Source organism: Pseudomonas sp. PAMC 25886 (assembly GCF_000242655.1).
In the GTDB taxonomy this organism is placed as follows: Bacteria; Pseudomonadota; Gammaproteobacteria; order Pseudomonadales; family Pseudomonadaceae; genus Aquipseudomonas.
The window spans coordinates 301,353-323,514 of record NZ_AHHC01000083.1 but is presented as its reverse complement, the minus strand read 5'-3'; the positions used below and the strand labels follow the sequence as shown (position 1 = coordinate 323,514).

Below are 22,162 nucleotides of genomic sequence, written 5' to 3'. Positions count from 1 at the left end.
GTTATAGGCAGACTAAAAAGCGAGGCAAGCATGGGCAAAGAGCACAAGGCCAGTATTGACGGGGATCAATGGGCGCAGTGTGTGCGGGAACGCGGCTGGTTGTGGAATGCCGCGACAGGGTCTATCGCGCGCGCGCCGGTGACGCTGATCCTGGCCCACGGTGCAGGTGCGCCGATGGACTCGGGCTTTATGAATGACATGGCTGCACGCCTTGCCGGGCATGGCGTGAACGTGTTGCGCTTCGAGTTTCCCTACATGGCCCAGCGTCGTGTGGACGGCGGCAAACGTCCGCCCAATCCGGCCCCGAAATTGCTGGAATGCTGGCGCGAGGTGTATGCCGAGGTGCGACGTCATGTCGCTGGGAAACTGGCGGTTGGCGGCAAGTCGATGGGCGGGCGGATGGCCAGTCTATTGGCGGATGAATTGGGCGCAGATGCGCTGGTGTGCCTGGGTTATCCGTTCTATGCGGTGGGCAAGCCGGAGAAGCCGCGGACCGAGCATCTGGCCGGGCTGAAGACGCCGACGTTGATTGTGCAGGGCGAGCGGGATGCACTGGGCAATCGGGCGGCGGTGGAGGGGTATGTGTTGTCGCCGGGCATCGAGGTGATGTGGCTGGTGGCGGGGGATCATGATTTGAAGCCGTTGAAGGCGTCGGGGTTTAGTCATGAGCAGCATCTGGAGGCTGCGGCGGTGAAGGTGGCTGGGTTTCTCGCGGGTCTTGAGTGAAACCTGTGGCGAGGGAGCTTGCTCCCGCTGGAGTGCGCAGCGCTCCTGTTTTGGGGCCGCTACGCAGCCCAGCGGGAGCAAGCTCCCTCGCCACAATTGAATCAATTACCGGTTAAAGCGCTCTACCAGCGAATACTGGGTATTCGCCGTATGCGTCAGCTCTTCACTCAACTGTGCCGAGTTCAGGGCCTGTTCCGATGTCTGGTCCGCCAGCAGCGCAATGGTGCTGATGTTGCGGCTGATCTCCTCAGCCACCGAGCTCTGCTCTTCAGTCGCTGCAGCAATCTGCGCCGTCATGTCGGTGATGTGCGCCACTGCTTCGCTGATCCCGATCAGCGCCTGATCCGCTTCCATCACCCGCGCCACACCTTCCTCCGCCTGGCGATGCCCGGCGTCCATGGTCTGCACGGCGGCGCTGGCAGTCTGCTGCAACTTGGCGATCAGCGCATGAATCTGCCCGGTGGACTCGCTGGTGCGCTGGGCCAATTGACGCACTTCGTCTGCCACCACCGCAAAGCCCCGGCCCATCTCACCGGCACGGGCCGCTTCGATGGCCGCGTTCAGTGCCAGCAGGTTGGTCTGGTCGGCGATGCCCTTGATCACATCCACCACGCCGCCGATCTCGTCGCTGTCCTTGGCCAGTTGGGTCACGGTCACGCCGGTTTCGCCGACGGCAACCGACAGGCGCTGAATCGCCTCGCGGGTTTCACCGGCGATATCACGGCCACGCCCGGTCAGGCGATTGGCTTCCTGGGTGGCATCGGCGGTGCGTTGCACATGGCTGGCAACTTCCTGAGTCGTTGCGGCCATCTGGTTGACGGCCGTGGCTACCTGTTCAGTCTCCACGCGCTGGCGCTCAAGACCGCTGGAGCTGTTGTGCGCCAGGGTGTTGGACTGTGCCGCCTGGTCGTTGAGGTGCTCGGCGGTGTCCTGCAAGCGCGTCAGACACGTCTTCAGGCGCGCCTCTTGGCTGAGGATCGACATCTCCAGGCGCGCCTGGGCGCCGCGGCTGTCGGTGTACATCTGTGCGATCAACGGGTCGGACGTGGTCTGCTCGGCCAGGCGCAGCAAACGCTTGAGCCCGCGCTGTTGCCAGCTGAGGCCCAGCAGGCCGAGCGGCACCGAGAGCGCGGCGGCCAGGGCAAACCCCCAGTGGGAATTGAGCCAGACGCCAATCAGAAAGCTCAACTGGCTGACCAGGATAAAAGGCAGCCAGTCCTGCAACACCGGCAGCCACTTGTCGCGGCGCGGAATGGCTGGCTTGCCCTGGTTGATGCGCTGGTAAAGCGCTTCGGCACGGCGGATCTGCTCGGCGGTGGGCTTGACCCGCACCGACTCGTAGCCGATCACCTGGTTGCCGTCGAAGACCGGTGTCACATAGGCGTTGACCCAATAGTGATCACCGCTCTTGCAGCGGTTCTTGACGATGCCCATCCATGGCAAGCCTTGTTTGAGCGTGGACCACATGTGTGCGAACACTGCCGCCGGAACATCCGGATGACGAACCAGGTTGTGCGGAGCACGCAGCAGTTCGTCATGGGAAAACCCACTGATCTCGACGAAAGCGTCGTTGCAGTAGGTGATCACGCCTTTGGCATCCGTGGTGGAGATCAACCGTTGCTGAGCGGGGAAGGTACGTTCGCGCTGGGTAACGGGTTGGTTATTACGCATGATTGTTCAATCCGCAAGGCTTTGACAGGTTGTCGACCGTCGCGGGGTTTTATTTAACTTATTTTTGCAACAATCGACTCAGCCTCAACCCGCCAGCATCGGATAGGTAAACAACCCGAAATGCAGCAGGTTAAGCCCGAAGTGCGTAACGATCGCCGCGCCTAACCCGCCAAAGCGATACGCCAGGCCGTAGCCCAGGCCGGCGATGGTCGCCAACAGCGTCCACTGCCAGCCCGCGCCCAGGTGCACCAGGCCGAATAGCAGTGCTGCCAGCAGCAGCGCGAGGTTTTCACCATAGGGCAATTGCTTGAACCGCCGGCTCAGGCCGCCCTGGATATAGCCGCGAAACAGCGCTTCCTCCACCAGAGTCACCAGCAGCAGGTTGTTCAGCACCCAGAGCCACGCCTGTTCCGGCCATTTCGGCGCCCAACTGATGACGCCCAACAACGCAGCGCCACCCAGTGCGGCAATCGCAGTAAGGGTCAATGCCATCGCCGTCGCATAGATCGACAGGCGCAGGGAGCGCCGCGCCACAATCCACGGGCACGCCAGCAGCAGCCAGAAGCCGATCAGCGGCTTGTCCTGGTTCAAATACATCGAGAACGGCACGGCATCATCAGTAAAGCGCTGCGGCGCGATCCCGCGTCCGTTGTAAAAACCCGGCAACCAGTGCATTGCCAACCCCAACGCGAGCACGATAAACAAACCGTGGCCCAAATATCGCACCCAAGGGTTTCGCTGTTGGCGCACGGCAAACCCGGCCAACAGCAACATGGCGACGGACAACCCCGCCATTAAACCCAGTTGCCCGAAGCTCAAGGCAAGTACATAGCCGATGGAAAGAAGCGCCAGGTACAGCCATGGCATCGCGAGCATGGGAAATCCTTGTGACTATCAAAATCTGAGGCCGGCAGTATAACGACCGTCTTGCGCCGCAAAAATGAAAACACCGCCTTTGTAGGCGGTGTTTTGTGTCGCGGGTGTCAGTTACGAGGCAATCAATTGTCGCAACACGTAGTGCAGGATCCCGCCGGCCTTGAAGTACTCGACTTCATTGAGGGTGTCGATGCGGCACAGCACCTCGACTTTCTCGCTGCTGCCGTCTTCACGGGTGATCACCAGTGTCAGGTTCATGCGCGGTTCGATCTCGGCATGGGTCAGCCCCAGGATGTCGATCTTCTCCTTGCCGGTCAGCTTGAGGGCCTTGCGGTTCTGGTCCAGCTTGAACTGCAGTGGCAACACGCCCATGCCCACCAGGTTGGAGCGGTGAATCCGCTCGAAGCTCTCGGCGATCACCGCCTTGACCCCCAGCAGGTTGGTGCCCTTGGCGGCCCAGTCGCGGCTTGAGCCGGTGCCGTATTCCTGGCCGGCGATCACCACCAGCGGGGTGCCCGACGCCTGGTATTTCATGGCGGCGTCGTAGATCGGCATTTTCTCGCCGGTAGGGATGTAGATCGTGTTGCCACCTTCTTCCCCGCCGAGCATTTCGTTGCGGATGCGGATGTTGGCGAAGGTGCCGCGCATCATCACTTCATGGTTACCGCGACGTGAGCCGTAGGAGTTGAAGTCCCGCGGTTCGACCCCTTGCTCGCGCAGGTATTTGCCGGCCGGGCTGTCGGTCTTGATGTTACCGGCGGGGGAGATGTGGTCGGTGGTCACCGAGTCTCCCAGCAGTGCCAGCACGTTGGCGCCCTTGACGTCCTCGATCACCGGCAGTGGCCCGCCAATGTCATCGAAGAACGGTGGGTGCTGGATGTAGGTGGAATCCTTTTGCCAGACGTAGGTAGCGGCCTGTGGCACTTCAATGGCTTGCCACTGTTCGTCGCCGGCAAACACCTCGGCGTATTCCTTGTGGAACATCTGGGTGCTGACTTGCGCGACGGCGTCGGCAATTTCCTTGCTGCTGGGCCAGATGTCCCGCAGGTACACCGGTTTTCCGTCGGAGCCGGTGCCCAAAGGTTCGCTGCTGATGTCCATGCGCACGGTGCCAGCCAGGGCGTAGGCCACGACGAGGGGCGGGGAGGCCAGCCAGTTGGTTTTCACCAGTGGGTGCACCCGGCCTTCGAAGTTACGGTTGCCCGAGAGTACCGAGGCCACGGCCAGGTCGGCTTTCTGGATGGCTTTCTCGATCGGCTCGGGCAGCGGCCCGGAGTTGCCGATGCAGGTGGTGCAGCCATAACCCACCAGGTCGAAGCCCAGCTTGTCGAGGTACTGGGTCAAGCCCGCCGCTTTATAGTAATCGGTGACCACTTTCGAGCCGGGCGCCAGGGAGGTTTTCACCCATGGCTTGCTCTTCAGTCCTTTCTCCACGGCTTTTTTCGCCACCAGGCCGGCGGCCATCATCACGCTCGGGTTGGAGGTGTTGGTGCAGGAGGTGATCGCCGCGATCACCACCGCGCCGTTTTTCAGGCGATAGGTCTGGCCTTCGAAGTCGTAATCGGCTTCACCGATCAGGTCGGCATTGCCGACGGCCACACCACCACCGCCTTCACTTTCCAGGCGGCCTTCTTCTTTGTTGGTCGGTTTGAATTGCAGGTCGAGGAAGTCGCTGAAGGCCTGGCCGACGTTCGGCAGAGAGACGCGGTCCTGCGGGCGTTTAGGCCCGGCCAGGCTGGCTTCGACGCTGCCCATGTCCAGGGCCAGGCTGTCGGTGAAGATCGGTTCCTGGCCAGCGTTGCGCCACAGGCCCTGGGCTTTGGTGTACGCCTCTACCAGTTTGACGGTTTCTGCAGGACGGCCCGACAGGCGCAGGTAGTCCAGGGTCACCTCATCCACCGGGAAGAAGCCGCAGGTGGCGCCGTATTCCGGGGCCATGTTGGCGATAGTGGCACGGTCGGCCAGGGGCAGGTCAGCCAGGCCATCGCCATAGAATTCGACGAATTTGCCGACCACGCCTTTTTTACGCAGCATCTGGGTGACGGTCAGCACCAGGTCGGTGGCGGTGATGCCTTCTTTCAGCTTGCCGGTGAGCTTGAAGCCGATCACTTCCGGGATCAGCATCGATACTGGCTGGCCGAGCATCGCGGCTTCCGCTTCAATCCCGCCCACGCCCCAGCCCAATACGCCGAGGCCGTTGATCATGGTGGTATGGGAGTCGGTGCCTACCAGGGTGTCGGGGAAGGCGTAGGTGCGGCCGTCTTCATCCTTGGTCCACACGGTGCGGCCGAGGTATTCCAGGTTGACCTGGTGGCAGATGCCGGTGCCTGGCGGTACCACGCTGAAGTTGTCGAAGGCGCTCTGGCCCCAGCGCAGGAAGGCGTAGCGTTCGCCGTTGCGCTGCATTTCGATGTCGACGTTTTCCTGGAAGGCGCCGGTGGTGGCGAACTTGTCGACCATCACTGAGTGGTCGATCACCAGGTCTACCGGTGACAGCGGGTTGATGCGCTGTGGGTCACCGCCGGCCTTGGCCACCGCGGCGCGCATGGCGGCGAGGTCGACCACAGCGGGAACGCCGGTAAAGTCTTGCATCAGCACCCGGGCCGGGCGGTATTGGATCTCGCGGTCGGAGCGGCGCTCCTTGAGCCAGGCGGCAATGGCCTTGAGGTCGGCGCCGGTGACGGTTTTTTCGTCTTCCCAGCGCAGCAGGTTTTCCAGCAGCACCTTGAGGGACATCGGCAGCTTGTCCAGATCACCCAGGCTCTTGGCGGCTTCGGGCAAGCTGAAGTAGTGATAGGTCTTGTCGTCGATCTGTAGGGTTTTAAGGGTTCTCAGGCTATCAAGGGATGACATTACATGACTCCTTATGGTCCGCACGGCTACGGACCTGACGGGACGAACAGAGCTTACAAATTAGCCCTGTTTTAAGTAGCTGGCTAATTACTGGACTCTATCAATAAGTCCAAGGTTCCGAACTCGGCTATCATGCGCGCGTTTTCATGACAGGCATTGCGCTATAGCAAGCCCGTGATCCAGGAGAGTTGATGAACACCCTTTTTATGCACTGCCGCCCGGGTTTTGAAGGCGAAGTCTGTTCCGAGATCGCGGAACACGCCGCGCGCCTGAACGTTTCGGGCTACGCCAAGGCCAAGACCGGCAGCGCCTGCGCCGAATTTGTGTGCACCGAAGAAGACGGCGCCCAGCGCCTGATGCGCGGCCAACGCTTTGCCGAGCTGATCTTTCCAAGGCAGTGGGCGCGTGGGGTGTTCATCGATTTGCCGGAAACCGACCGCATCAGCGTCATCCTGGCGCACCTGCGGGATTTCCCGGTGTGTGGCAGCCTGTGGCTGGAAATGGTCGACACCAACGATGGCAAGGAACTGTCGAACTTCTGCAAGAAATTCGAAGGGCACCTGCGCAAGGCACTGATGGCTGCCGGCAAGCTGGTGGAAGACGCCGCCAAGCCGCGCCTGTTGCTGACCTTCAAGAGCGGTCGCGAAGTGTTCATGGGCCTGGCCGAGTCGAACAACTCGGCGATGTGGCCGATGGGCATTCCCCGCCTGAAATTCCCCCGGGACGCGCCAAGCCGCTCGACCTTGAAGCTGGAAGAGGCCTGGCACCACTTTATCCCCCGTGATCAGTGGGACGAGCGCCTGCACAGCGACATGACCGGCGTCGACCTCGGCGCAGCGCCGGGCGGCTGGACCTGGCAACTGGTCAACCGCGGCATGCTGGTGACCGCCATCGACAACGGCCCGATGGCCGAGAGCCTGATGGACACCGGCCTGGTGCAGCACTTGATGGCCGATGGCTTCGTCTACACGCCCAGGCAGCCGGTGGACTGGATGGTCTGCGACATCGTCGAGAAACCGGCGCGCAACGCGGCCTTGCTGGAAACCTGGATTGGCGAGGGACATTGCCGCGAGGCGGTGGTCAACCTGAAGTTGCCAATGAAGCAGCGCTATGCGGAAGTCAGGCGCTTGCTCGACCGGATCGCGGAAGGCTTCAAGGAGCGGGGCATTCGGGTGGAGATCGGTTGCAAGCAGCTGTACCACGACCGTGAAGAAGTGACCTGCCATTTGCGTCGGCTGGATGTGAAGAAGCCAAAGGCCCGGTAAACCGCCCCCTGTAGGAGCGAGCTAGCTCGCGAAAACCTTGAGGGCGCCGCTGACTACCTGGCGCCCCGCGTTACCGTTAAAATGCCGGCCTGTTTAGGAGTAAACCATGAGCCTGACCCCTGATTTACCCGTCGATGCCGTTCTCGACGCCACCGGCCTCAACTGCCCGGAACCAGTGATGATGCTGCACCAGCACATCCGCGACCTGGCGCCCGGTGGGTTGCTCAAGGTGATCGCGACCGATCCGTCGACCCGCCGCGATATCCCCAAGTTCTGCGTGTTTCTTGACCACGAACTGGTGGACCAGCAGGAACAGGCCGGCACTTACCTGTACTGGATCCGCAAGAAGTCCGCTTAAACCCGGCGAATCCGCTTGCGTGCACTGCGCACCAGGCGGATCACCAGCATCGCCGCCGCACAGCTCAGGCCCACGATCAGGCCCTGCCACAAGCCACTCGGGCCGCCGGCCTGGCCTAGCCAGTCGGTCAGCCCCAGCGCGTAGCCCACCGGCAAGCCCACGCCCCAATACGCAAACAGCGTCAGCACCATGGTCACCCGCGTGTCCTGATAACCGCGCAGCGCACCGGCGGCCGTGACCTGGATCGCGTCCGAGAACTGAAACAGCGCCGCAAACACAATCAGCATCGCCGCCACCTGGATCACCAGCGGGTCCTGGGTGTAAATGGTGGCGATCTGTTCGCGAAACAGTAGCATCAGGCTGCAGGACAGGCAGGCGTAAACCAGCGCCGTGCCCATCCCCACACCGGCGGCGAAGCGCGCTTCACGGGGTTCGCCACGGCCCAGGGCCTGGCCCACGCGCACGGTGACCGCCATGCTCAGGGAGTAGGGGATCATGAACACCAGCGAGCTGAAATTCAGCGCGATCTGGTGCCCGGCCACCACCGTGGCGCCGAGGCTGCCGATCAGCAGCGCGATCACCGCGAAGATGCTCGACTCGGCAAACACCGCAACTCCGATCGGCAAGCCAATGCTCAATACGCGCTTGATCACCGACCACTGCGGCCAGTCAAAGCGCTTGAACAGCTCACTGCTCTGATAGACCGGCGCCCAACGGGTCCAGGCGGCGAGGCCGAACATCATCACCCACATCACGATCGCCGTGGCCCAGCCACAACCGATGCCGCCCATGGCCGGCACGCCGAAGTGGCCGTAGATAAACACATAGTTCAGCGGAATATTCAGCGCCAGCCCGCACAGGCCCATGACCATGCTCGGCCGGGTGCGGCCCAGGCCGTCGCTGAAGCAGCGCAGCACGTAATACAGCGCAATCGCCGGCATGCCCGAGGCGATGCCGTGCAGGTAGCCCATGCACGGCTTGATCAGCTCGGGATCGACCTTCATCAGGTGCAGGATCGGTTCGGCGCTGATCAGCAACAGCAGCGCGGTAATCCCCACCACCAGTGCCAGCCACATCGACTGGCGCACCAGTGGGCCGATTTCACCGTGAGTGCCGGCGCCAAAACGCTGGGCGACCTTCGGCGTGGTGGCCAGCAGGGTGCCGGTCATCAGCAGGTATATCGGGATCCAGATGGAGTTGCCCAGGGCGACCGCCGCCAGGTCCCGGGCGCTGACACGCCCGGCCATCACCGCATCGACAAAACCCATGGCGGTGGTCGCCAGTTGCCCGATCATGATTGGCAGGGCCAGGGCCAGCAGGTTACGCACCTCAAGGCTGACGCGGGCTGGGCGGGAGAGGGCGGTGGTGGTTGCGGCAGTGTTCACGTACGGATGTCCAGAGAGGCGGAGCGCAGGACGGCGCATTCTACGCCCTGACGTGTTGGTCAGGAAAAAACCTGTGTTGTGGATTTGTAAGCACAGCCCAGAGCAAATATTGCTGTTTGTGGCGAGGGAGCTTGCTGTGGCGAGGGAGCTTGCTCCCGCTGGGCTGCGCAGCAGCCCCAGGACCGGCAACCGACGTGTACCTGAAAAAACATGTTGCTTCATTTGGGAGCGCTCCGCACTCCAGGGGGAGCAAGCTCCCTCGCCACAAGGAAAACCGCTGTACACTGCTGATCCGCGAAAGGAGCCTGCCATGCTGATTGTTGCCGACGAAAATATCCCGCTGCTCGATGCATTCTTCGAAGGAATTGGCGAGATTCGCCGGGTCCCGGGCCGGTCCATCGACCGCGCAACCCTTGAGCAGGCCGATGTGCTGCTGGTGCGCTCGGTGACCAACGTCAACCGGGCGTTGCTCGAAGGCACGCCGGTGCGGTTTGTCGGTACCTGCACCATCGGCACCGACCACCTCGACCTCGAGTACTTCCAGCGTGCCGGCATCCAGTGGTCCAGTGCCCCGGGTTGCAACGCCCGTGGCGTGGTCGACTATGTGCTGGGCAGCCTGCTGACCCTGGCCGAGATCGAAGGCGCCGACCTGGCCCAGCGTACCTACGGCGTGGTGGGTGCCGGTGAGGTCGGCGGGCGCCTGGTCAAGGTGCTCAAGGCTTTGGGCTGGAACGTGTTGGTGTGCGACCCGCCCCGGCAGATCGCCGAGGACGGTGATTACGTCAGCCTGGAACAGATTGTCGAGCAGTGCGATGTGATCAGCCTGCACACGCCGCTGAACAAATCCGGCAACGGTTCGACCTGGCACCTGTTTGACCGCGAGCGTCTCAATCAGCTCAAGCCCGGCGCCTGGCTGATCAACGCCAGCCGCGGCCCGGTGGTGGACAACGCAGCCCTCAAGGACGTGCTGCTGGAGCGCGAAGACCTGCAGGCGGTGCTGGATGTGTGGGAAGGCGAGCCCCAGGTGGATGTCGACCTGGCTGACTTGTGTGTGCTGGCCACCCCGCACATCGCCGGCTACAGCCTGGACGGCCGGCAGCGCGGCACGGCGCAGATCTACCAGGCGCTGTGCCGGTATCTGGGCCAGGAGCCAACCATTCAACTCAGCGACTTGCTGCCGGAACCCTGGCTGGCCGAGGTCAGCCTCAACGCCAATACCGACCCGGCCTGGGCGCTGGCGGCCCTGTGCCGTGGCGTGTACGACCCGCGCCGTGATGACGCGGACTTCCGCCGCAGCCTGGTAGGCACCGTGGACGAACAGCGCAAGGCGTTTGACCAACTGCGCAAGCACTACCCGCCGCGGCGTGAGATTGATGGCCTGAAGGTACGGGTCAGCGGCGAGTCTGCCGCCCTGTCGAATATCGTGTCGGCGTTGGGCGCACAGGCAATCTGAGGGCATAAAAAACCCGGCCCTCAAGGCCGGGTTTAAAAGAGCGTGGGCGAATCAGCCTCGCTTGGCAGGCTTGACCAATTTCTGCTCCAGTTCGGCGCAAGCGCTCTGGATCATCTCTTCAGTGATTTGCACTTCGCGGCCTTGAGCGTCGATGTACGAGCAAGGCAACTGCTGCGGCTGGCGGATCACTTCAATCTTGGCGTTGCTGCTGTTTTGCAAGGACATGGCCCGTCTCCTCATCAGGTTGTGTACCTACTTTAAAACCCCCGCGTGACCGCGTTGTTACAACTCCTTACACGGTCAGCGGATCGAATGCCCAGTCCAGCAGAAACCGCTACGAATTTCCAGCCAGGCCTTAGACCGATAGCCTCTAGGGGCTATGTTCGGTAAGCATAATTAACCTGACTCATTGTGATTCGCCCAAGTTCCCCCCATGTAGCTATGCAGGTTCCCGTCTCCAACCCTCAGGTGAAACCCTCCATGCTCTCAGCCCGTCAACGCCGCGCGATTCGCCTGGCCAGTCGCTTCGTCGCACCCTACCGCTGGCAGGCCCTGGGGGCCTTGTTGGCGTTGATCGTCACCGCCGGCATAACCTTGTCCATGGGGCAGGGCATCCGCCTGCTGGTGGACCAGGGCTTCATGACCCAGTCACCGCACCTGCTCAACCAGTCCATCGGCCTGTTCATGATCCTGGTGATTGGCCTGGCCGTGGGCACCTTTGCGCGGTTTTACCTCGTGTCGTGGATCGGCGAGCGGGTGGTAGCAGATATCCGGCGGCAAGTATTCAACCACTTGATCTACCTGCACCCGGGTTTCTATGAAAACAACCGCAGTTCGGAAATCCAGTCGCGCCTGACCACTGACACCACCTTGCTCCAGTCGGTGATCGGCTCCTCGCTGTCGCTGTTCCTGCGCAACGCCTTGATGGTGATTGGCGGGATCGTGCTGTTGTTTGTCACCAATCCCAAGCTCACCAGCATCGTGGTGATCGCGCTGCCGTTGGTGCTGGCGCCGATTCTGATCTTCGGTCGCCGGGTGCGCAGCCTGTCGCGCCTGAGCCAGGACCGTATCGCCGACGTCGGCAGCTACGTGTCCGAGACCCTCGGCCAGATCAAGACCGTGCAGGCCTACAACCACCAGGTGCAGGACGAGCAGCGTTTTGCGCTGACGGTGGAAGAGGCTTTCACCACTGCCCGCAAACGTATCCTGCAGCGCTCGTGGCTGATTACCCTGGTGATCACGCTGGTGCTGGGCGCCGTGGGGGTGATGCTCTGGGTGGGCGGCATGGACGTGATTGGCGGGCGGATTTCCGGTGGTGAACTGGCGGCGTTCGTGTTCTACAGCCTGATCGTCGGCAGTGCTGTTGGTACCTTGAGTGAAGTGTTGGGCGAGCTGCAGCGCGCGGCCGGTGCGGCCGAGCGAATTGGCGAGCTGTTGCAATCGAGCAATGAGATCAAGGCACCCGAGGCCGGCGTGATCAAGCTGCCGGAGCGCGTCAGCGGCCGCCTGGACATCCAGGACCTGCGCTTCTCCTATCCTTCGCGCCCGGATCGTTTTGCCATCGACGGCTTGAGCCTGAACATCAATGCCGGCGAAACCCTGGCCCTGGTCGGCCCCTCCGGTGCGGGCAAATCAACCCTCTTCGACCTGTTGCTGCGTTTCTATGACCCACAGCAAGGCCGCATCCTGCTGGAAGGGCAACCGCTGACCGAGCTTGATCCGCTGGACCTGCGCCGCTGTTTCGCCCTGGTGTCCCAGAGCCCGGCGCTGTTTTTCGGCACCGTTGAAGAAAACATCCGCTACGGCAACCCGGCGGCCACCTCTGCCCAGGTCGAAGAGGCGGCGCGCATCGCTCACGCCCACGATTTCATCCTGCAAATGCCCGACGGCTACCAGACCCACCTGGGCGACGGTGGCCTGGGGCTCTCCGGCGGCCAGCGCCAACGCCTGGCCATCGCCCGGGCGTTGCTGGTGGATGCGCCGATCCTGTTGCTGGACGAAGCCACCAGCGCCCTGGATGCCCAGAGCGAACACCTGATCCAGCAAGCGCTGCCGCAGTTGATGGAAGGGCGCACCACCCTGGTGATTGCCCATCGGTTGGCCACGGTGAAGAACGCTGACCGGATTGCCGTGATGGACCAGGGGCAGCTGGTGGCGGTGGGTACGCATCAGCAACTGATCGCGAGTAATCCGCTGTATGCGCGGTTGGCGGCGTTGCAGTTCAGCGATGGCGAGTCCAGCGCCCACTAAATAACCGCCCATAAAAAAGCCCGCATATGCGGGCATTTTTATCGGGTGCGTTACTTACTGATCATCAAAATACCGCTCATGCCAATCCACCAGCGGCTGGGGTGCATTGAGCTTTTGCCCGTAGATCACCGAATACGACAGCACGTTCTGCACATACTGGCGGGTTTCGTCGAACGGAATGCTCTCCACCCACACGTCGAAGCTCAGGTGGTCGGCACCGCGCAGCCATTGGCGCACACGGCCGGGGCCGGCGTTGTAGGCGGCGGTGGCGAGCACACGGTTACCGTTGAACTGAGCGTGAACCTGGCTCAGGTAGGCCGCACCGAGCTGGATGTTCTTGTCGGGGTCGAGCACCTGCTGTTGCGAGGCCAGCGGAATGCTGAACTTGCGCGCAGTCTCCTTGGCGGTGCCGGGCATCAGTTGCATCAGGCCGGTGGCGCCAACGCCGGAGCGGGCGTCGTCCATGAAGGCGCTTTCCTGGCGGGTGATTGCAAACACCCAGCTCGAATGCACACCGCGGATCTTGGCTTCACGCACCAGAGTGTCGCGGTGGGCCATCGGGAAGCGGATGTCCAGGTCGTCCCAGTATTGCGCCTGGCTGATGGTGCGGATCGCCGGGAAGTACCACTTCATGTCATAGGCCAGCTTGGCCTGGGCGACCATTTCGTCACGGTTGAAGTGCCGGCTGACGTGGTACCACTCGCGACGGCCATCGACGATCTGGCCACGGGCGTAGAACTCCAGGGCGCGACGTACGCCCGGTGTATTACGCACCTTGTTCATCAACGCCTGGCTCATCATCAGCGGCTTGTTGTTCAACTGGTACGGCGACTGGGAACGATCCGCCGCCAGGAAACCGTAGAAGTCACGCTCCTTGGCCAGGCCCTTGTACAGCACCAGGGCTTGCGGGTTCTTCGGCTCTGCCAGTTCCAGGCTGCGGGCCTGCCAGTAGCGCCAGCGGTTGGTGGTGGCCAGGTCCTGAGGCAGTTTACGGGTCAACTGGTAGGCGTCTTCCCAGCGGGCCAGGCGCAGCAGCAGGCGCAGGCGCCATTCGGAAACGGTGTTGTCCCGCAGCTCCGGGTCGTATTTGGTCATCACGTCGAGGGCGCGCGGGTCATAGCGGCGTGCCAGGGTCAGGCCGATTTCCCGGGCGATCGACACTTTTTCGTCACGAGAGAAGTGCATGCTGCTGGCGTAACCATCGAGCAGTGCCATGGCCTTGTCCGGGTCCTGGCGTGCCAGGCGGCGAAGCCCCAGGCCGACGGCGTCGGACATGGCCTCGTTGGCCGGCAGGAAGCGCGACGGGTCGCTGAGCATGTCGGGCTTCTGCGCCACGTCCACCATCAGGCGGCCTTGGGCGCCGAGGGTCGGCAAGGTTTTTACCAGGCTGTTGGCCAGCGGGTAATTGCGGGCTTCGGCGGCGAGTTTGGCGCGGTCCCAGATTTTCTGTTCGGTCAGTTGGCCGTCAGCGGCCCACTGGCCGAACGTTGCATCACAGGCGGCAGGCTGGGATTTACCGGTCAGCCACAGCTTCTCGGTGGTTTTGTAGCCTTCGGCTTTTTGGTTATGGGTCAGCTGGAATTGGCCATGGAGGCAGTCCAGTTCGACGAAATTGAGTTTTGGGTCGTAGTACTTTTCAAAGGTTTGCCAGTCGCCACGGTCGGCCAGCCAGCGCAACCAACGCAGTTTCATCCAGTTGGCCTGTGGCAGGTCGCCGTTCTTGGCGAGGAATTGTTCGATTTCCTCATTGCTGGCGGTTTTCAGGCGTGCGGTCAGTTCGTCGTAGGCCAGGTATGGCGTCAACGGGTAGTCGGCCAGGGCCTGGCTGTATTGGAAATACGGGCCGCTGTCGCCTTTGGCGAGGGCTCGTTTGGCTTCATCGTAATATTGACGTTGGGTGGTGAGGTCCACGGCCTGGGCGGATTGAACGGCGGTGGCAGAAAGAAGCAGACAAGATAAAAAGCTGAAAAGGCGACTGCGCATGAGACGTCCGTGCAGAGGAATCTGGACTAGTGCCGACGTCGCCGACACTGATTGCCCCTAGCTTAGCCTTTTGGTCGCGACCGGTGAAAGCTTTGCCGGTCGCTTCGTTCAAGTTCATCTCAAATGTCCAACAGAACATGTCAGCGGCGAAAATGCCGGCCGCCTCGCGCCCTAAGTCAGGTAGAATGCGCGCCCAGTTTTTGGAGAAGCGTATGACCCTGCTCAAATTCAGCGATGTGTCCCTTGCTTTCGGCGCTATGCCGTTGTTGGACAAGGTGTCCTGGCAGATCGCCCGTGGTGAGCGGGTGTGCATCATCGGCCGCAACGGCACCGGCAAGTCCAGCATGATGAAGCTGGTAAAAGGCGACCAGAAGCCCGATGACGGCTCTGTCTGGCGCGCCCCGGGCCTCAAGATTGGCGAATTGCCGCAAGAATTGCCGGTGGCCGACGGACGGACAGTGTTCGACGTGGTTGCCGAAGGCCTCGACGGTGTGGGCGCACTGCTCGCCGAATACCATCACCTGGCGCAGAACTGCGTCACCGAAGCCGACCTGGACAAGCTGATGCACGTCCAGCAAGACCTCGAAGCCCGTGATGGCTGGCGCTTGCAGCAACTGGTCGACAGCACCCTGAGCCGCCTGCAACTGCCGGCCGACAAGACCCTCGCCGAATTGTCCGGCGGCTGGCGTCGTCGTGTCCTGCTGGCCCAGGCCCTGGTGTCCGAGCCGGACCTGCTGCTGCTCGACGAGCCGACCAACCACCTGGACATCGGCGCCATCGCCTGGCTGGAAGAAGCCCTCAAGGATTTCCAGGGCGCCGTGCTGTTCATCACGCACGACCGTTCCTTCCTGCAGAACCTGGCAACCCGCATCCTCGAACTGGACCGTGGTGGCCTGATCGACTGGAACGGCGACTACGTCAGCTTCCTGGTGCACAAGGAAGCCGCACTGTCCGCCGAAGAAACCGCCAACGCATTGTTTGACAAGAAGCTGGCCCAGGAAGAAGTCTGGATCCGCCAGGGCATCAAGGCCCGCCGCACCCGTAACGAAGGTCGCGTACGTGCCCTGAAAGCCCTGCGCGTTGAGCGCAGCGAGCGTCGCGAACGCACCGGCAAGGCCAATATCCAGCTGGATACCGCCGACAAGTCGGGCAAGCAGGTGATGGTGCTGGAGAACGTCAGCTTCCATCACCCGGACGGCCCGTTCCTGATCAAGGACTTCTCGATGGTCCTGCAGCGCGGCGACCGTATCGGCCTGCTGGGCGCCAACGGCACCGGCAAGACCACCCTGCTCAAGCTGATGCTCAACGGCCTGCAACCTACCAGCGGTAAAGTGGAAGAGGGCACGCGCATCGACGTGGCTTACTTCGACCAGTTGCGCCACCAGTTGGACCTGGAAAAAACCGTGATCGACAACGTCGCCGAAGGTCGCGACTTTATCGACATCGACGGCCAGAGCCGCCACGTACTGAGCTACCTGGGCGACTTCCTGTTCAGCCCGCAACGTGCGCGTACGCCGGTCAAGGCCTTGTCCGGAGGTGAGCGTGCGCGCCTGCTGCTGGCCAAGCTGTTCAGCAAACCGGCCAACCTGCTGGTGCTCGACGAACCGACCAACGACCTCGACGTTGAAACACTGGAGCTGCTGGAAGAGGTCTTGCTGACCTTCAACGGTACCGTACTGATGGTCAGCCACGACCGGGCATTCCTCGACAACGTGGTCACCAGCACCCTGGTCTTCGAAGGCGAAGGCAAGGTTCGTGAATACGTCGGTGGTTACCAGGACTGGCTGCGTCAGGGCGGCTCGCCGCGCCTGCTGGGCGTGACCGAGAGCAAATCCGGCAAGGCTGACCTGACTTCGGCCGTGGTCGCCCCGGTGGTGGCCGCTCCGGCGCCAGCCCAGGAAGCGCCTGCTGCGAAGAAGAAACTCAGCTACAAGCTGCAGCGTGAGCTGGAAGCACTGCCGGGTGATATCGACGCCAAGGAACAGCAGATCGCGGCCGTTGAAGCTGAAATGGCTGACGCGGGTTTCTATCTGCGTCCTGCTGCAGAAACCGCCAAGGTGATTGCCTCCCTTGAGCAGTTGAACAGCGAGCTGGAAGCACTGGTTGAGCGCTGGGCCGAGCTGGATGCCTGAGTGACACCGCAGCAATAAAAAAGCCCGGCCTCACGGATGTGAGCGCCGGGCTTTTCATATCGGTTTACTTCGGTTCTTTGACCAGTTTCACTGCCAGCACATCGCAAGGAGCGCCGTGCAGCACGTCATTGGCGGTGGAGCCCAGCAACAGCGCCAGGCCGTGGCGGCCATGGCTGCCGACCACGATCAGGTCGCAACCTTGCTCCTTGGCCAGGTGGTGGATTTCCTGGCGCGGCTGGCCGTAGGTCAGGTGGCTCTGGTCTTTTTTCAGGGCGGGGTACTTGTTGATCAGTCGCTCAAGGCGTTCCTTGGCCTGGTCGAACTGCTGCTGTTGCAGTTGGGACAGGTCCATCGGCACGTCGCCACCAAAGGCCATGGCCATCGGTTCGACGATATGCACCAGGGACAGTTTCACTGAGTCGCCTGCAAGGCCTACGGCCCGCTTGATCACGGGGTCGCATTCTTCGGTCAGGTCCACGGCGACCAGAATATGTTCGTAGGGCATGAGGAGTTCCTCCAAGGGAAAGCGATAAGTTCAGTATGGCTGGTTTCAAGCGGATGGGGTTGCGTCAGGTCAAATCCGCTCATCAAGAAATTCGGGAGTACACATATGACGGTCTGGATAGTGGTGTCAATCCTTGCGCTGGTTTTAAGCCCTCTGGCGTGGTTGCGTCCTTCGCGCCATTCGAGCGGGCGTATGGCCCTGCGCATGGAGGCGCGGCGCATTGGTTTGGCCATGCAACTGACGCCTCAGGAGTGGCCGCACTGGCTCAAGCACGAGCCGCCGAGCCCGTGTGCGCAATACCACCGGCCACGGCGCGGCACCAAACGGGTCACCTGGAGTTATTGGCAGTTGGAACCGGGCGTTTGGGTCAATCAGTGGCAGGAAATCTGCGTCGATGAAAAGTTGTTGCCACATTTTGCGACGCTGCCGGCGAACGTCTACAAAGTCGAAGCCGACAAGCAAATGATCACCCTGTACTGGGGCGAGAAGGGCGAGTTGAGCGTGTTGCAGGACATTGATACGGTGCTCAAGGCACTGGCCTGAGTTTACTGCGGGCATTAAAAAGCCCGAAAGCATCATCGGGCTGGAGTTGGCCAGGCAGGCCGGTAATTCGTTAAACGTGCCGCTAGCCTAGCCGCATATTCGGTTCTGTACAGCCCTTTAAATCAAATTTCTTATTATTGATTTCGTGAATGATAAAACATTGGCGGGGCGATACCGGCTGCCCCGGGTTCTGAAATGACTGAAAAGTCGCGTTTTTGCGGGCCTTTCGAGCGATTGACAATTCTTCGGATTTGGCTGAAGGTGATGTACCCAAATCAAACGGGCGTATGAATTGAGCGTTTGTCTTTCAGACCGTTCGTACAGAATCCCGACTATCGCGTTGGCGGGTGTGCCTGGCAAATTGGCGTTAGCATCGACGGTAACGTCAGTGCCTACGCTGAATCCTGCGTCCGACGTGTACTGTTCAGCTTCCATATCGTGGAGATCAGTTGATGATTTACGAAGGTAAAGCCATCACGGTTAAGGCTCTTGAAAGTGGCATCGTCGAATTGAAATTCGACCTCAAGGGTGAGTCCGTCAACAAGTTCAACCGTCTAACCCTGAATGAATTGCGTCAGGCCGTAGACACCATCAAAGCAGATGCTTCGGTCAAGGGCGTGATCGTCTCCAGCGGCAAGGACGTGTTCATCGTCGGCGCTGACATCACCGAATTCGTCGACAACTTCAAGCTGCCCGATGCCGAGCTTGTGGCTGGCAACCTCGAAGCCAACAAGATTTTCAGCGATTTCGAAGACCTCAATGTGCCGACCGTTGCCGCGATCAATGGCATCGCCCTGGGCGGCGGTCTGGAAATGTGCCTGGCTGCCGACTTCCGCGTGATGTCGGCCACCGCCAAAATCGGCCTGCCGGAAGTCAAGCTGGGCATCTACCCGGGCTTCGGCGGTACCGTGCGCCTGCCGCGCATCATCGGTGCCGACAACGCCATCGAGTGGATTGCCGCCGGCAAGGAAAACCGTGCTGAAGACGCGCTGAAAGTCGGCGCCGTGGATGCCGTGGTTGCTCCCGACAAGCTGGCAGAAGCCGCACTGAACCTGATCAAAGGCGCCATCAGCGGCGAATTTGACTACAAGGCCAAGCGTCAGCCAAAGCTCGAAAAACTCAAGCTCAACGCCATCGAACAAATGATGTCGTTCGAAACCGCCAAAGGTTTCGTGGCAGGCCAGGCTGGCCCGAACTACCCGGCGCCGGTTGAAGCGATCAAGACCATTCAGAAGGCCGCGAACTTCGGTCGCGACAAAGCCCTGGAAATCGAAGCTGCCGGCTTCGTCAAACTGGCCAAGACCTCTGCTGCGCAGAGCTTGATCGGTCTGTTCCTGAACGATCAGGAGCTGAAGAAAAAGGCCAAGGCCTACGACGAAATCGCCCGCGACGTGAAACAGGCTGCCGTACTCGGCGCCGGTATCATGGGCGGCGGTATCGCCTATCAGTCGGCGTCCAAAGGCACGCCGATCCTGATGAAGGACATCAACGAACACGGCATCGAGCAGGGTCTGGCAGAAGCCGCCAAACTGCTGGTGGGCCGCGTTGATAAAGGCCGCATGACCGCAGCGAAAATGGCTGAAGTGCTTAACGGCATTCGTCCTACGCTGTCCTACGGTGATTTCGGCCACGTCGACCTGGTGGTCGAAGCGGTTGTCGAGAACCCGAAGGTCAAGCAGGCCGTACTGGCTGAAGTTGAAGCCCAGGTTAAAGAAGACACCATCCTGGCGTCCAACACCTCGACCATTTCCATCACCTTGCTGGCCAAGGCCCTCAAGCGTCCGGAAAACTTCGTCGGCATGCACTTCTTCAACCCGGTGCACATGATGCCGCTGGTGGAAGTGATCCGTGGCGAGAAGTCCAGCGAGCTGGCGGTTGCCACCACCGTTGCCTACGCCAAGAAAATGGGCAAGAACCCGATCGTCGTTAACGACTGCCCGGGCTTCCTGGTCAACCGCGTGCTGTTCCCGTACTTCGGCGGTTTCGCCAAGCTGGTCAGCGCCGGTGTGGACTTCGTGCGCATCGACAAGGTCATGGAAAAATTCGGCTGGCCAATGGGCCCGGCATACCTGATGGACGTGGTCGGCATCGACACTGGCCACCACGGTCGTGACGTAATGGCTGAAGGCTTCCCGGACCGCATGAAAGACGACCGCCGTTCGGCGATCGACGCTCTCTACGAAGCCAAGCGCCTGGGCCAGAAGAACGGCAAGGGCTTCTACGCCTACGAGGCCGACAAGAAGGGCAAGCAGAAGAAAGTGGCCGACCCGTCGGTTCACGAAGTACTCGCGCCGGTCATCTACGAACAGCGTGAGGTGTCCGACGAGGACATCGTCAACTGGATGATGATCGCCCTGTGCCTGGAAACCGTGCGCTGCCTGGAAGACGGCATCGTTGAAACCGCCGCCGAGGCCGACATGGGCCTGGTGTACGGTATTGGTTTCCCTCCATTCCGTGGTGGTGCGCTGCGTTACATCGATTCCATCGGTGTGGCCGAGTTCGTTGCCCTGGCTGATCAATACGCTGATCTGGGCCCGCTGTACCACCCGACTGCGAAGCTGCGCGAGATGGCCAAGAACGGCCAGAGCTTCTTCGGTTAAGTGCCCAGACGACTAGAGCGAGAATATTTATGAGCTTGAATCCAAGAGACGTCGTGATTGTCGACTTCGGTCGTACTCCGATGGGCCGCTCCAAGGGCGGCATGCACCGCAACACCCGCGCTGAAGATATGTCGGCGCACCTGATCAGCAAATTGCTGGAACGCAACGTCAAGGTCGACCCTAACGAAGTCGAAGACGTGATCTGGGGCTGCGTCAACCAGACCCTGGAGCAGGGCTGGAACATCGCCCGCATGGCTTCCCTGATGACGCAGATCCCGCACACCGCTGCCGGCCAGACCGTCAGCCGCCTGTGTGGCTCGTCCATGAGCGCGCTGCACACCGCTGCTCAAGCGATCATGACCGGTAACGGTGATGTGTTCGTGGTCGGCGGCGTGGAGCACATGGGCCACGTCAGCATGATGCACGGTGTCGACCCGAACCCGCACATGTCCCTGTACGCGGCGAAAGCCTCGGGCATGATGGGCCTGACCGCAGAAATGCTCGGCAAAATGCACGGCATTACCCGCGAAGCCCAGGATGCATTCGGCCTGCGCTCCCACCAGCTCGCCCACAAGGCGACCCTGGAAGGCAAGTTCAAGGATGAAATCATCCCGATGAACGGCTACGACGAGAACGGTTTCCTGAAACTGTTCGACTACGACGAAACCATTCGTCCGGACACCACCCTGGAAAGCCTGGCGGCCTTGAAGCCTGCCTTCAATCCAAAGGGCGGCACCGTGACAGCCGGTACGTCGTCGCAGATCACCGACGGTGCTTCGTGCATGATCGTGATGTCGGCCCAGCGTGCCCAGGACCTGGGCATCCAGCCGATGGCCGTGATCCGTTCGATGGCAGTCGCAGGTGTGGACCCGGCAATCATGGGCTATGGTCCAGTACCGGCCACACAAAAAGCATTGAAGCGCGCAGGCCTGACCATCTCCGACATCGACTTCTTCGAGCTCAACGAAGCTTTCGCCGCACAGGCCCTGCCAGTGCTGAAAGATTTGAAAGTGCTCGACAAGATGAACGAGAAGGTTAACCTGCACGGCGGCGCGATTGCCTTGGGTCACCCGTTTGGGTGCTCCGGTGCGCGTATCTCCGGCACGTTGCTTAACGTGATGAAGCAAAATGGCGGCAACCTCGGGGTTGCAACCATGTGCATTGGTCTCGGCCAAGGCATCTCCACCGTCTTCGAACGTATCTAAACGTTTCGCTGACGGAAGCCGGGGCCCAGTGCCCCGGTTTTTGTTTTTTGGAATTTTTTATATTTTTTTTTAACAAATTTTGTAAGAGGGCCAGAGCATGAAAGTCGAACCAGGGCTCTACCAGCATTATAAAGGTCCCCAGTACCGCGTTTTTAATGTGGCGCGGCATTCCGAGACCGAAGAGGAAGTGGTGTTTTACCAAGCACTGTATGGCGATTACGGCTTTTGGGTGCGTCCCTTGAGCATGTTCCTGGAGACCGTCGAAGTTGACGGCGAACAGGTCCCGCGCTTTGCTTTGATCCAGGTCGAACCCAGCCTTTTTTCCGCGCAATAAAGGCAGGCCGCGCAGAATGCTGC

The 22,162-nt window shown here is 61.2% G+C and carries 17 protein-coding genes; 10 read left to right on the top strand and 7 right to left on the bottom strand.

What is annotated here, in order from left to right:
• Window positions 1-30 precede the first annotated feature (30 nt).
• Window positions 31-726: an alpha/beta family hydrolase gene (locus MUM_RS0128105; protein WP_010176373.1), complete on the top strand. Its 696-nt coding sequence runs from the start codon at window positions 31-33 to the stop codon at window positions 724-726.
• A gap of 105 nt (window positions 727-831) precedes the next feature.
• On the opposite strand, the gene MUM_RS0128100 is transcribed toward MUM_RS0128105, so the two are convergent.
• The 3 genes from MUM_RS0128100 to acnA form a co-directional block, all read right to left on the bottom strand.
• A complete protein-coding gene (locus MUM_RS0128100) occupies window positions 832-2,397 on the bottom strand; it encodes a methyl-accepting chemotaxis protein (protein ID WP_008437582.1) in 1,566 nt (521 codons plus the stop codon).
• Window positions 2,398-2,481: 84 nt separating this feature from the next.
• Window positions 2,482-3,273, bottom strand: a complete 792-nt coding sequence (locus MUM_RS0128095; protein ID WP_010176372.1) for a CPBP family intramembrane glutamic endopeptidase — start codon at window positions 3,271-3,273, stop codon at window positions 2,482-2,484.
• Between the two features lie 111 nt (window positions 3,274-3,384).
• On the bottom strand, window positions 3,385-6,126 hold the full coding sequence (gene acnA, locus MUM_RS0128090) for an aconitate hydratase AcnA (RefSeq protein ID WP_010176371.1): 2,742 nt from the start codon (window positions 6,124-6,126) through the stop codon (window positions 3,385-3,387).
• A 191-nt stretch (window positions 6,127-6,317) separates the two neighbouring features.
• On the opposite strand from acnA, the gene rlmM reads away from it, so the two are divergent.
• Both rlmM and tusA read left to right on the top strand, forming a co-directional pair.
• Entirely contained in the window at window positions 6,318-7,391 is a 1,074-nt protein-coding gene (gene rlmM / locus MUM_RS0128085; protein WP_010176370.1) for a 23S rRNA (cytidine(2498)-2'-O)-methyltransferase RlmM, read from the top strand.
• A gap of 106 nt (window positions 7,392-7,497) precedes the next feature.
• A complete protein-coding gene (gene tusA / locus MUM_RS0128080) occupies window positions 7,498-7,749 on the top strand; it encodes a sulfurtransferase TusA (protein WP_003218998.1) in 252 nt (83 codons plus the stop codon).
• Here tusA and MUM_RS0128075 read toward each other — a convergent pair.
• Window positions 7,746-9,134, bottom strand: a complete 1,389-nt coding sequence (locus MUM_RS0128075; protein WP_010176369.1) for an MATE family efflux transporter — start codon at window positions 9,132-9,134, stop codon at window positions 7,746-7,748. The two genes, tusA and MUM_RS0128075, sit on opposite strands and share 4 nt — an antisense overlap.
• A gap of 310 nt (window positions 9,135-9,444) precedes the next feature.
• Between MUM_RS0128075 and pdxB the strand changes: the two genes are divergently transcribed.
• A complete protein-coding gene (pdxB, locus tag MUM_RS0128070) occupies window positions 9,445-10,587 on the top strand; it encodes a 4-phosphoerythronate dehydrogenase PdxB (protein WP_010176368.1) in 1,143 nt (380 codons plus the stop codon).
• 51 nt (window positions 10,588-10,638) lie between these two features.
• Here the strand turns inward: pdxB and MUM_RS1000000134645 are convergent, their stop codons facing one another.
• A complete protein-coding gene (locus tag MUM_RS1000000134645; RefSeq protein ID WP_010176367.1) occupies window positions 10,639-10,812 on the bottom strand; it encodes a PA1571 family protein in 174 nt (57 codons plus the stop codon).
• A 216-nt stretch (window positions 10,813-11,028) separates the two neighbouring features.
• Here MUM_RS1000000134645 and MUM_RS0128060 point away from each other — a divergent pair, with 216 nt between their 5' ends.
• Window positions 11,029-12,837, top strand: coding sequence for an ABC transporter transmembrane domain-containing protein (locus tag MUM_RS0128060; RefSeq protein ID WP_177325018.1), 1,809 nt, complete (start codon window positions 11,029-11,031; stop codon window positions 12,835-12,837).
• A 54-nt stretch (window positions 12,838-12,891) separates the two neighbouring features.
• Here MUM_RS0128060 and MUM_RS0128055 read toward each other — a convergent pair whose 3' ends face one another.
• On the bottom strand, window positions 12,892-14,820 hold the full coding sequence (locus tag MUM_RS0128055; RefSeq protein ID WP_010176365.1) for a transglycosylase SLT domain-containing protein: 1,929 nt from the start codon (window positions 14,818-14,820) through the stop codon (window positions 12,892-12,894).
• Between the two features lie 212 nt (window positions 14,821-15,032).
• Here MUM_RS0128055 and MUM_RS0128050 point away from each other — a divergent pair, with 212 nt between their 5' ends.
• Window positions 15,033-16,952 carry an ATP-binding cassette domain-containing protein gene (locus tag MUM_RS0128050; RefSeq protein ID WP_010176364.1) on the top strand — a complete coding sequence of 640 codons (1,920 nt, stop codon included), beginning with the start codon at window positions 15,033-15,035 and terminating at the stop codon, window positions 16,950-16,952.
• Between the two features lie 64 nt (window positions 16,953-17,016).
• Here MUM_RS0128050 and MUM_RS0128045 read toward each other — a convergent pair whose 3' ends face one another.
• The gene (locus tag MUM_RS0128045; RefSeq protein ID WP_010176363.1) at window positions 17,017-17,457 is read right to left on the bottom strand and encodes a universal stress protein; all 441 of its coding nucleotides are present in this window, start codon (window positions 17,455-17,457) and stop codon (window positions 17,017-17,019) included.
• Between the two features lie 105 nt (window positions 17,458-17,562).
• On the opposite strand from MUM_RS0128045, the gene MUM_RS0128040 reads away from it, so the two are divergent.
• The 4 genes from MUM_RS0128040 (at window position 17,563) to MUM_RS0128025 (ending at window position 22,139) form a co-directional block, all read left to right on the top strand.
• Window positions 17,563-18,000, top strand: coding sequence for a hypothetical protein (locus MUM_RS0128040; protein ID WP_010176362.1), 438 nt, complete (start codon window positions 17,563-17,565; stop codon window positions 17,998-18,000).
• 452 nt (window positions 18,001-18,452) lie between these two features.
• The gene (gene fadB / locus MUM_RS0128035; RefSeq protein WP_010176361.1) at window positions 18,453-20,600 is read left to right on the top strand and encodes a fatty acid oxidation complex subunit alpha FadB; all 2,148 of its coding nucleotides are present in this window, start codon (window positions 18,453-18,455) and stop codon (window positions 20,598-20,600) included.
• A 29-nt stretch (window positions 20,601-20,629) separates the two neighbouring features.
• Window positions 20,630-21,805, top strand: a complete 1,176-nt coding sequence (gene fadA / locus MUM_RS0128030; protein WP_010176360.1) for an acetyl-CoA C-acyltransferase FadA — start codon at window positions 20,630-20,632, stop codon at window positions 21,803-21,805.
• Window positions 21,806-21,902: 97 nt separating this feature from the next.
• The gene (locus tag MUM_RS0128025; RefSeq protein ID WP_010176359.1) at window positions 21,903-22,139 is read left to right on the top strand and encodes a DUF1653 domain-containing protein; all 237 of its coding nucleotides are present in this window, start codon (window positions 21,903-21,905) and stop codon (window positions 22,137-22,139) included.
• Window positions 22,140-22,162: the final 23 nt, after the last annotated feature.

Bases quoted from the DNA above. Each gene is read 5' to 3' on its own strand.
- MUM_RS0128055 (WP_010176365.1), bottom strand. From the start codon at position 14,820: ATGCGCAGTCGCCTTTTCAGCTTTTTATCTTGTCTGCTTCTTTCTGCC.
- rlmM (WP_010176370.1), top strand. From the start codon at position 6,318: ATGAACACCCTTTTTATGCACTGCCGCCCGGGTTTTGAAGGCGAAGTC.
- MUM_RS0128095 (WP_010176372.1), bottom strand. From the start codon at position 3,273: ATGCTCGCGATGCCATGGCTGTACCTGGCGCTTCTTTCCATCGGCTAT.
- MUM_RS0128045 (WP_010176363.1), bottom strand. From the start codon at position 17,457: ATGCCCTACGAACATATTCTGGTCGCCGTGGACCTGACCGAAGAATGC.
- fadB (WP_010176361.1), top strand. From the start codon at position 18,453: ATGATTTACGAAGGTAAAGCCATCACGGTTAAGGCTCTTGAAAGTGGC.
- MUM_RS0128050 (WP_010176364.1), top strand. From the start codon at position 15,033: ATGACCCTGCTCAAATTCAGCGATGTGTCCCTTGCTTTCGGCGCTATG.
- pdxB (WP_010176368.1), top strand. From the start codon at position 9,445: ATGCTGATTGTTGCCGACGAAAATATCCCGCTGCTCGATGCATTCTTC.
- MUM_RS1000000134645 (WP_010176367.1), bottom strand. From the start codon at position 10,812: ATGTCCTTGCAAAACAGCAGCAACGCCAAGATTGAAGTGATCCGCCAG.
- MUM_RS0128040 (WP_010176362.1), top strand. From the start codon at position 17,563: ATGACGGTCTGGATAGTGGTGTCAATCCTTGCGCTGGTTTTAAGCCCT.
- fadA (WP_010176360.1), top strand. From the start codon at position 20,630: ATGAGCTTGAATCCAAGAGACGTCGTGATTGTCGACTTCGGTCGTACT.
- acnA (WP_010176371.1), bottom strand. From the start codon at position 6,126: ATGTCATCCCTTGATAGCCTGAGAACCCTTAAAACCCTACAGATCGAC.
- MUM_RS0128025 (WP_010176359.1), top strand. From the start codon at position 21,903: ATGAAAGTCGAACCAGGGCTCTACCAGCATTATAAAGGTCCCCAGTAC.
- MUM_RS0128060 (WP_177325018.1), top strand. From the start codon at position 11,029: ATGCAGGTTCCCGTCTCCAACCCTCAGGTGAAACCCTCCATGCTCTCA.
- MUM_RS0128100 (WP_008437582.1), bottom strand. From the start codon at position 2,397: ATGCGTAATAACCAACCCGTTACCCAGCGCGAACGTACCTTCCCCGCT.
- MUM_RS0128105 (WP_010176373.1), top strand. From the start codon at position 31: ATGGGCAAAGAGCACAAGGCCAGTATTGACGGGGATCAATGGGCGCAG.
- tusA (WP_003218998.1), top strand. From the start codon at position 7,498: ATGAGCCTGACCCCTGATTTACCCGTCGATGCCGTTCTCGACGCCACC.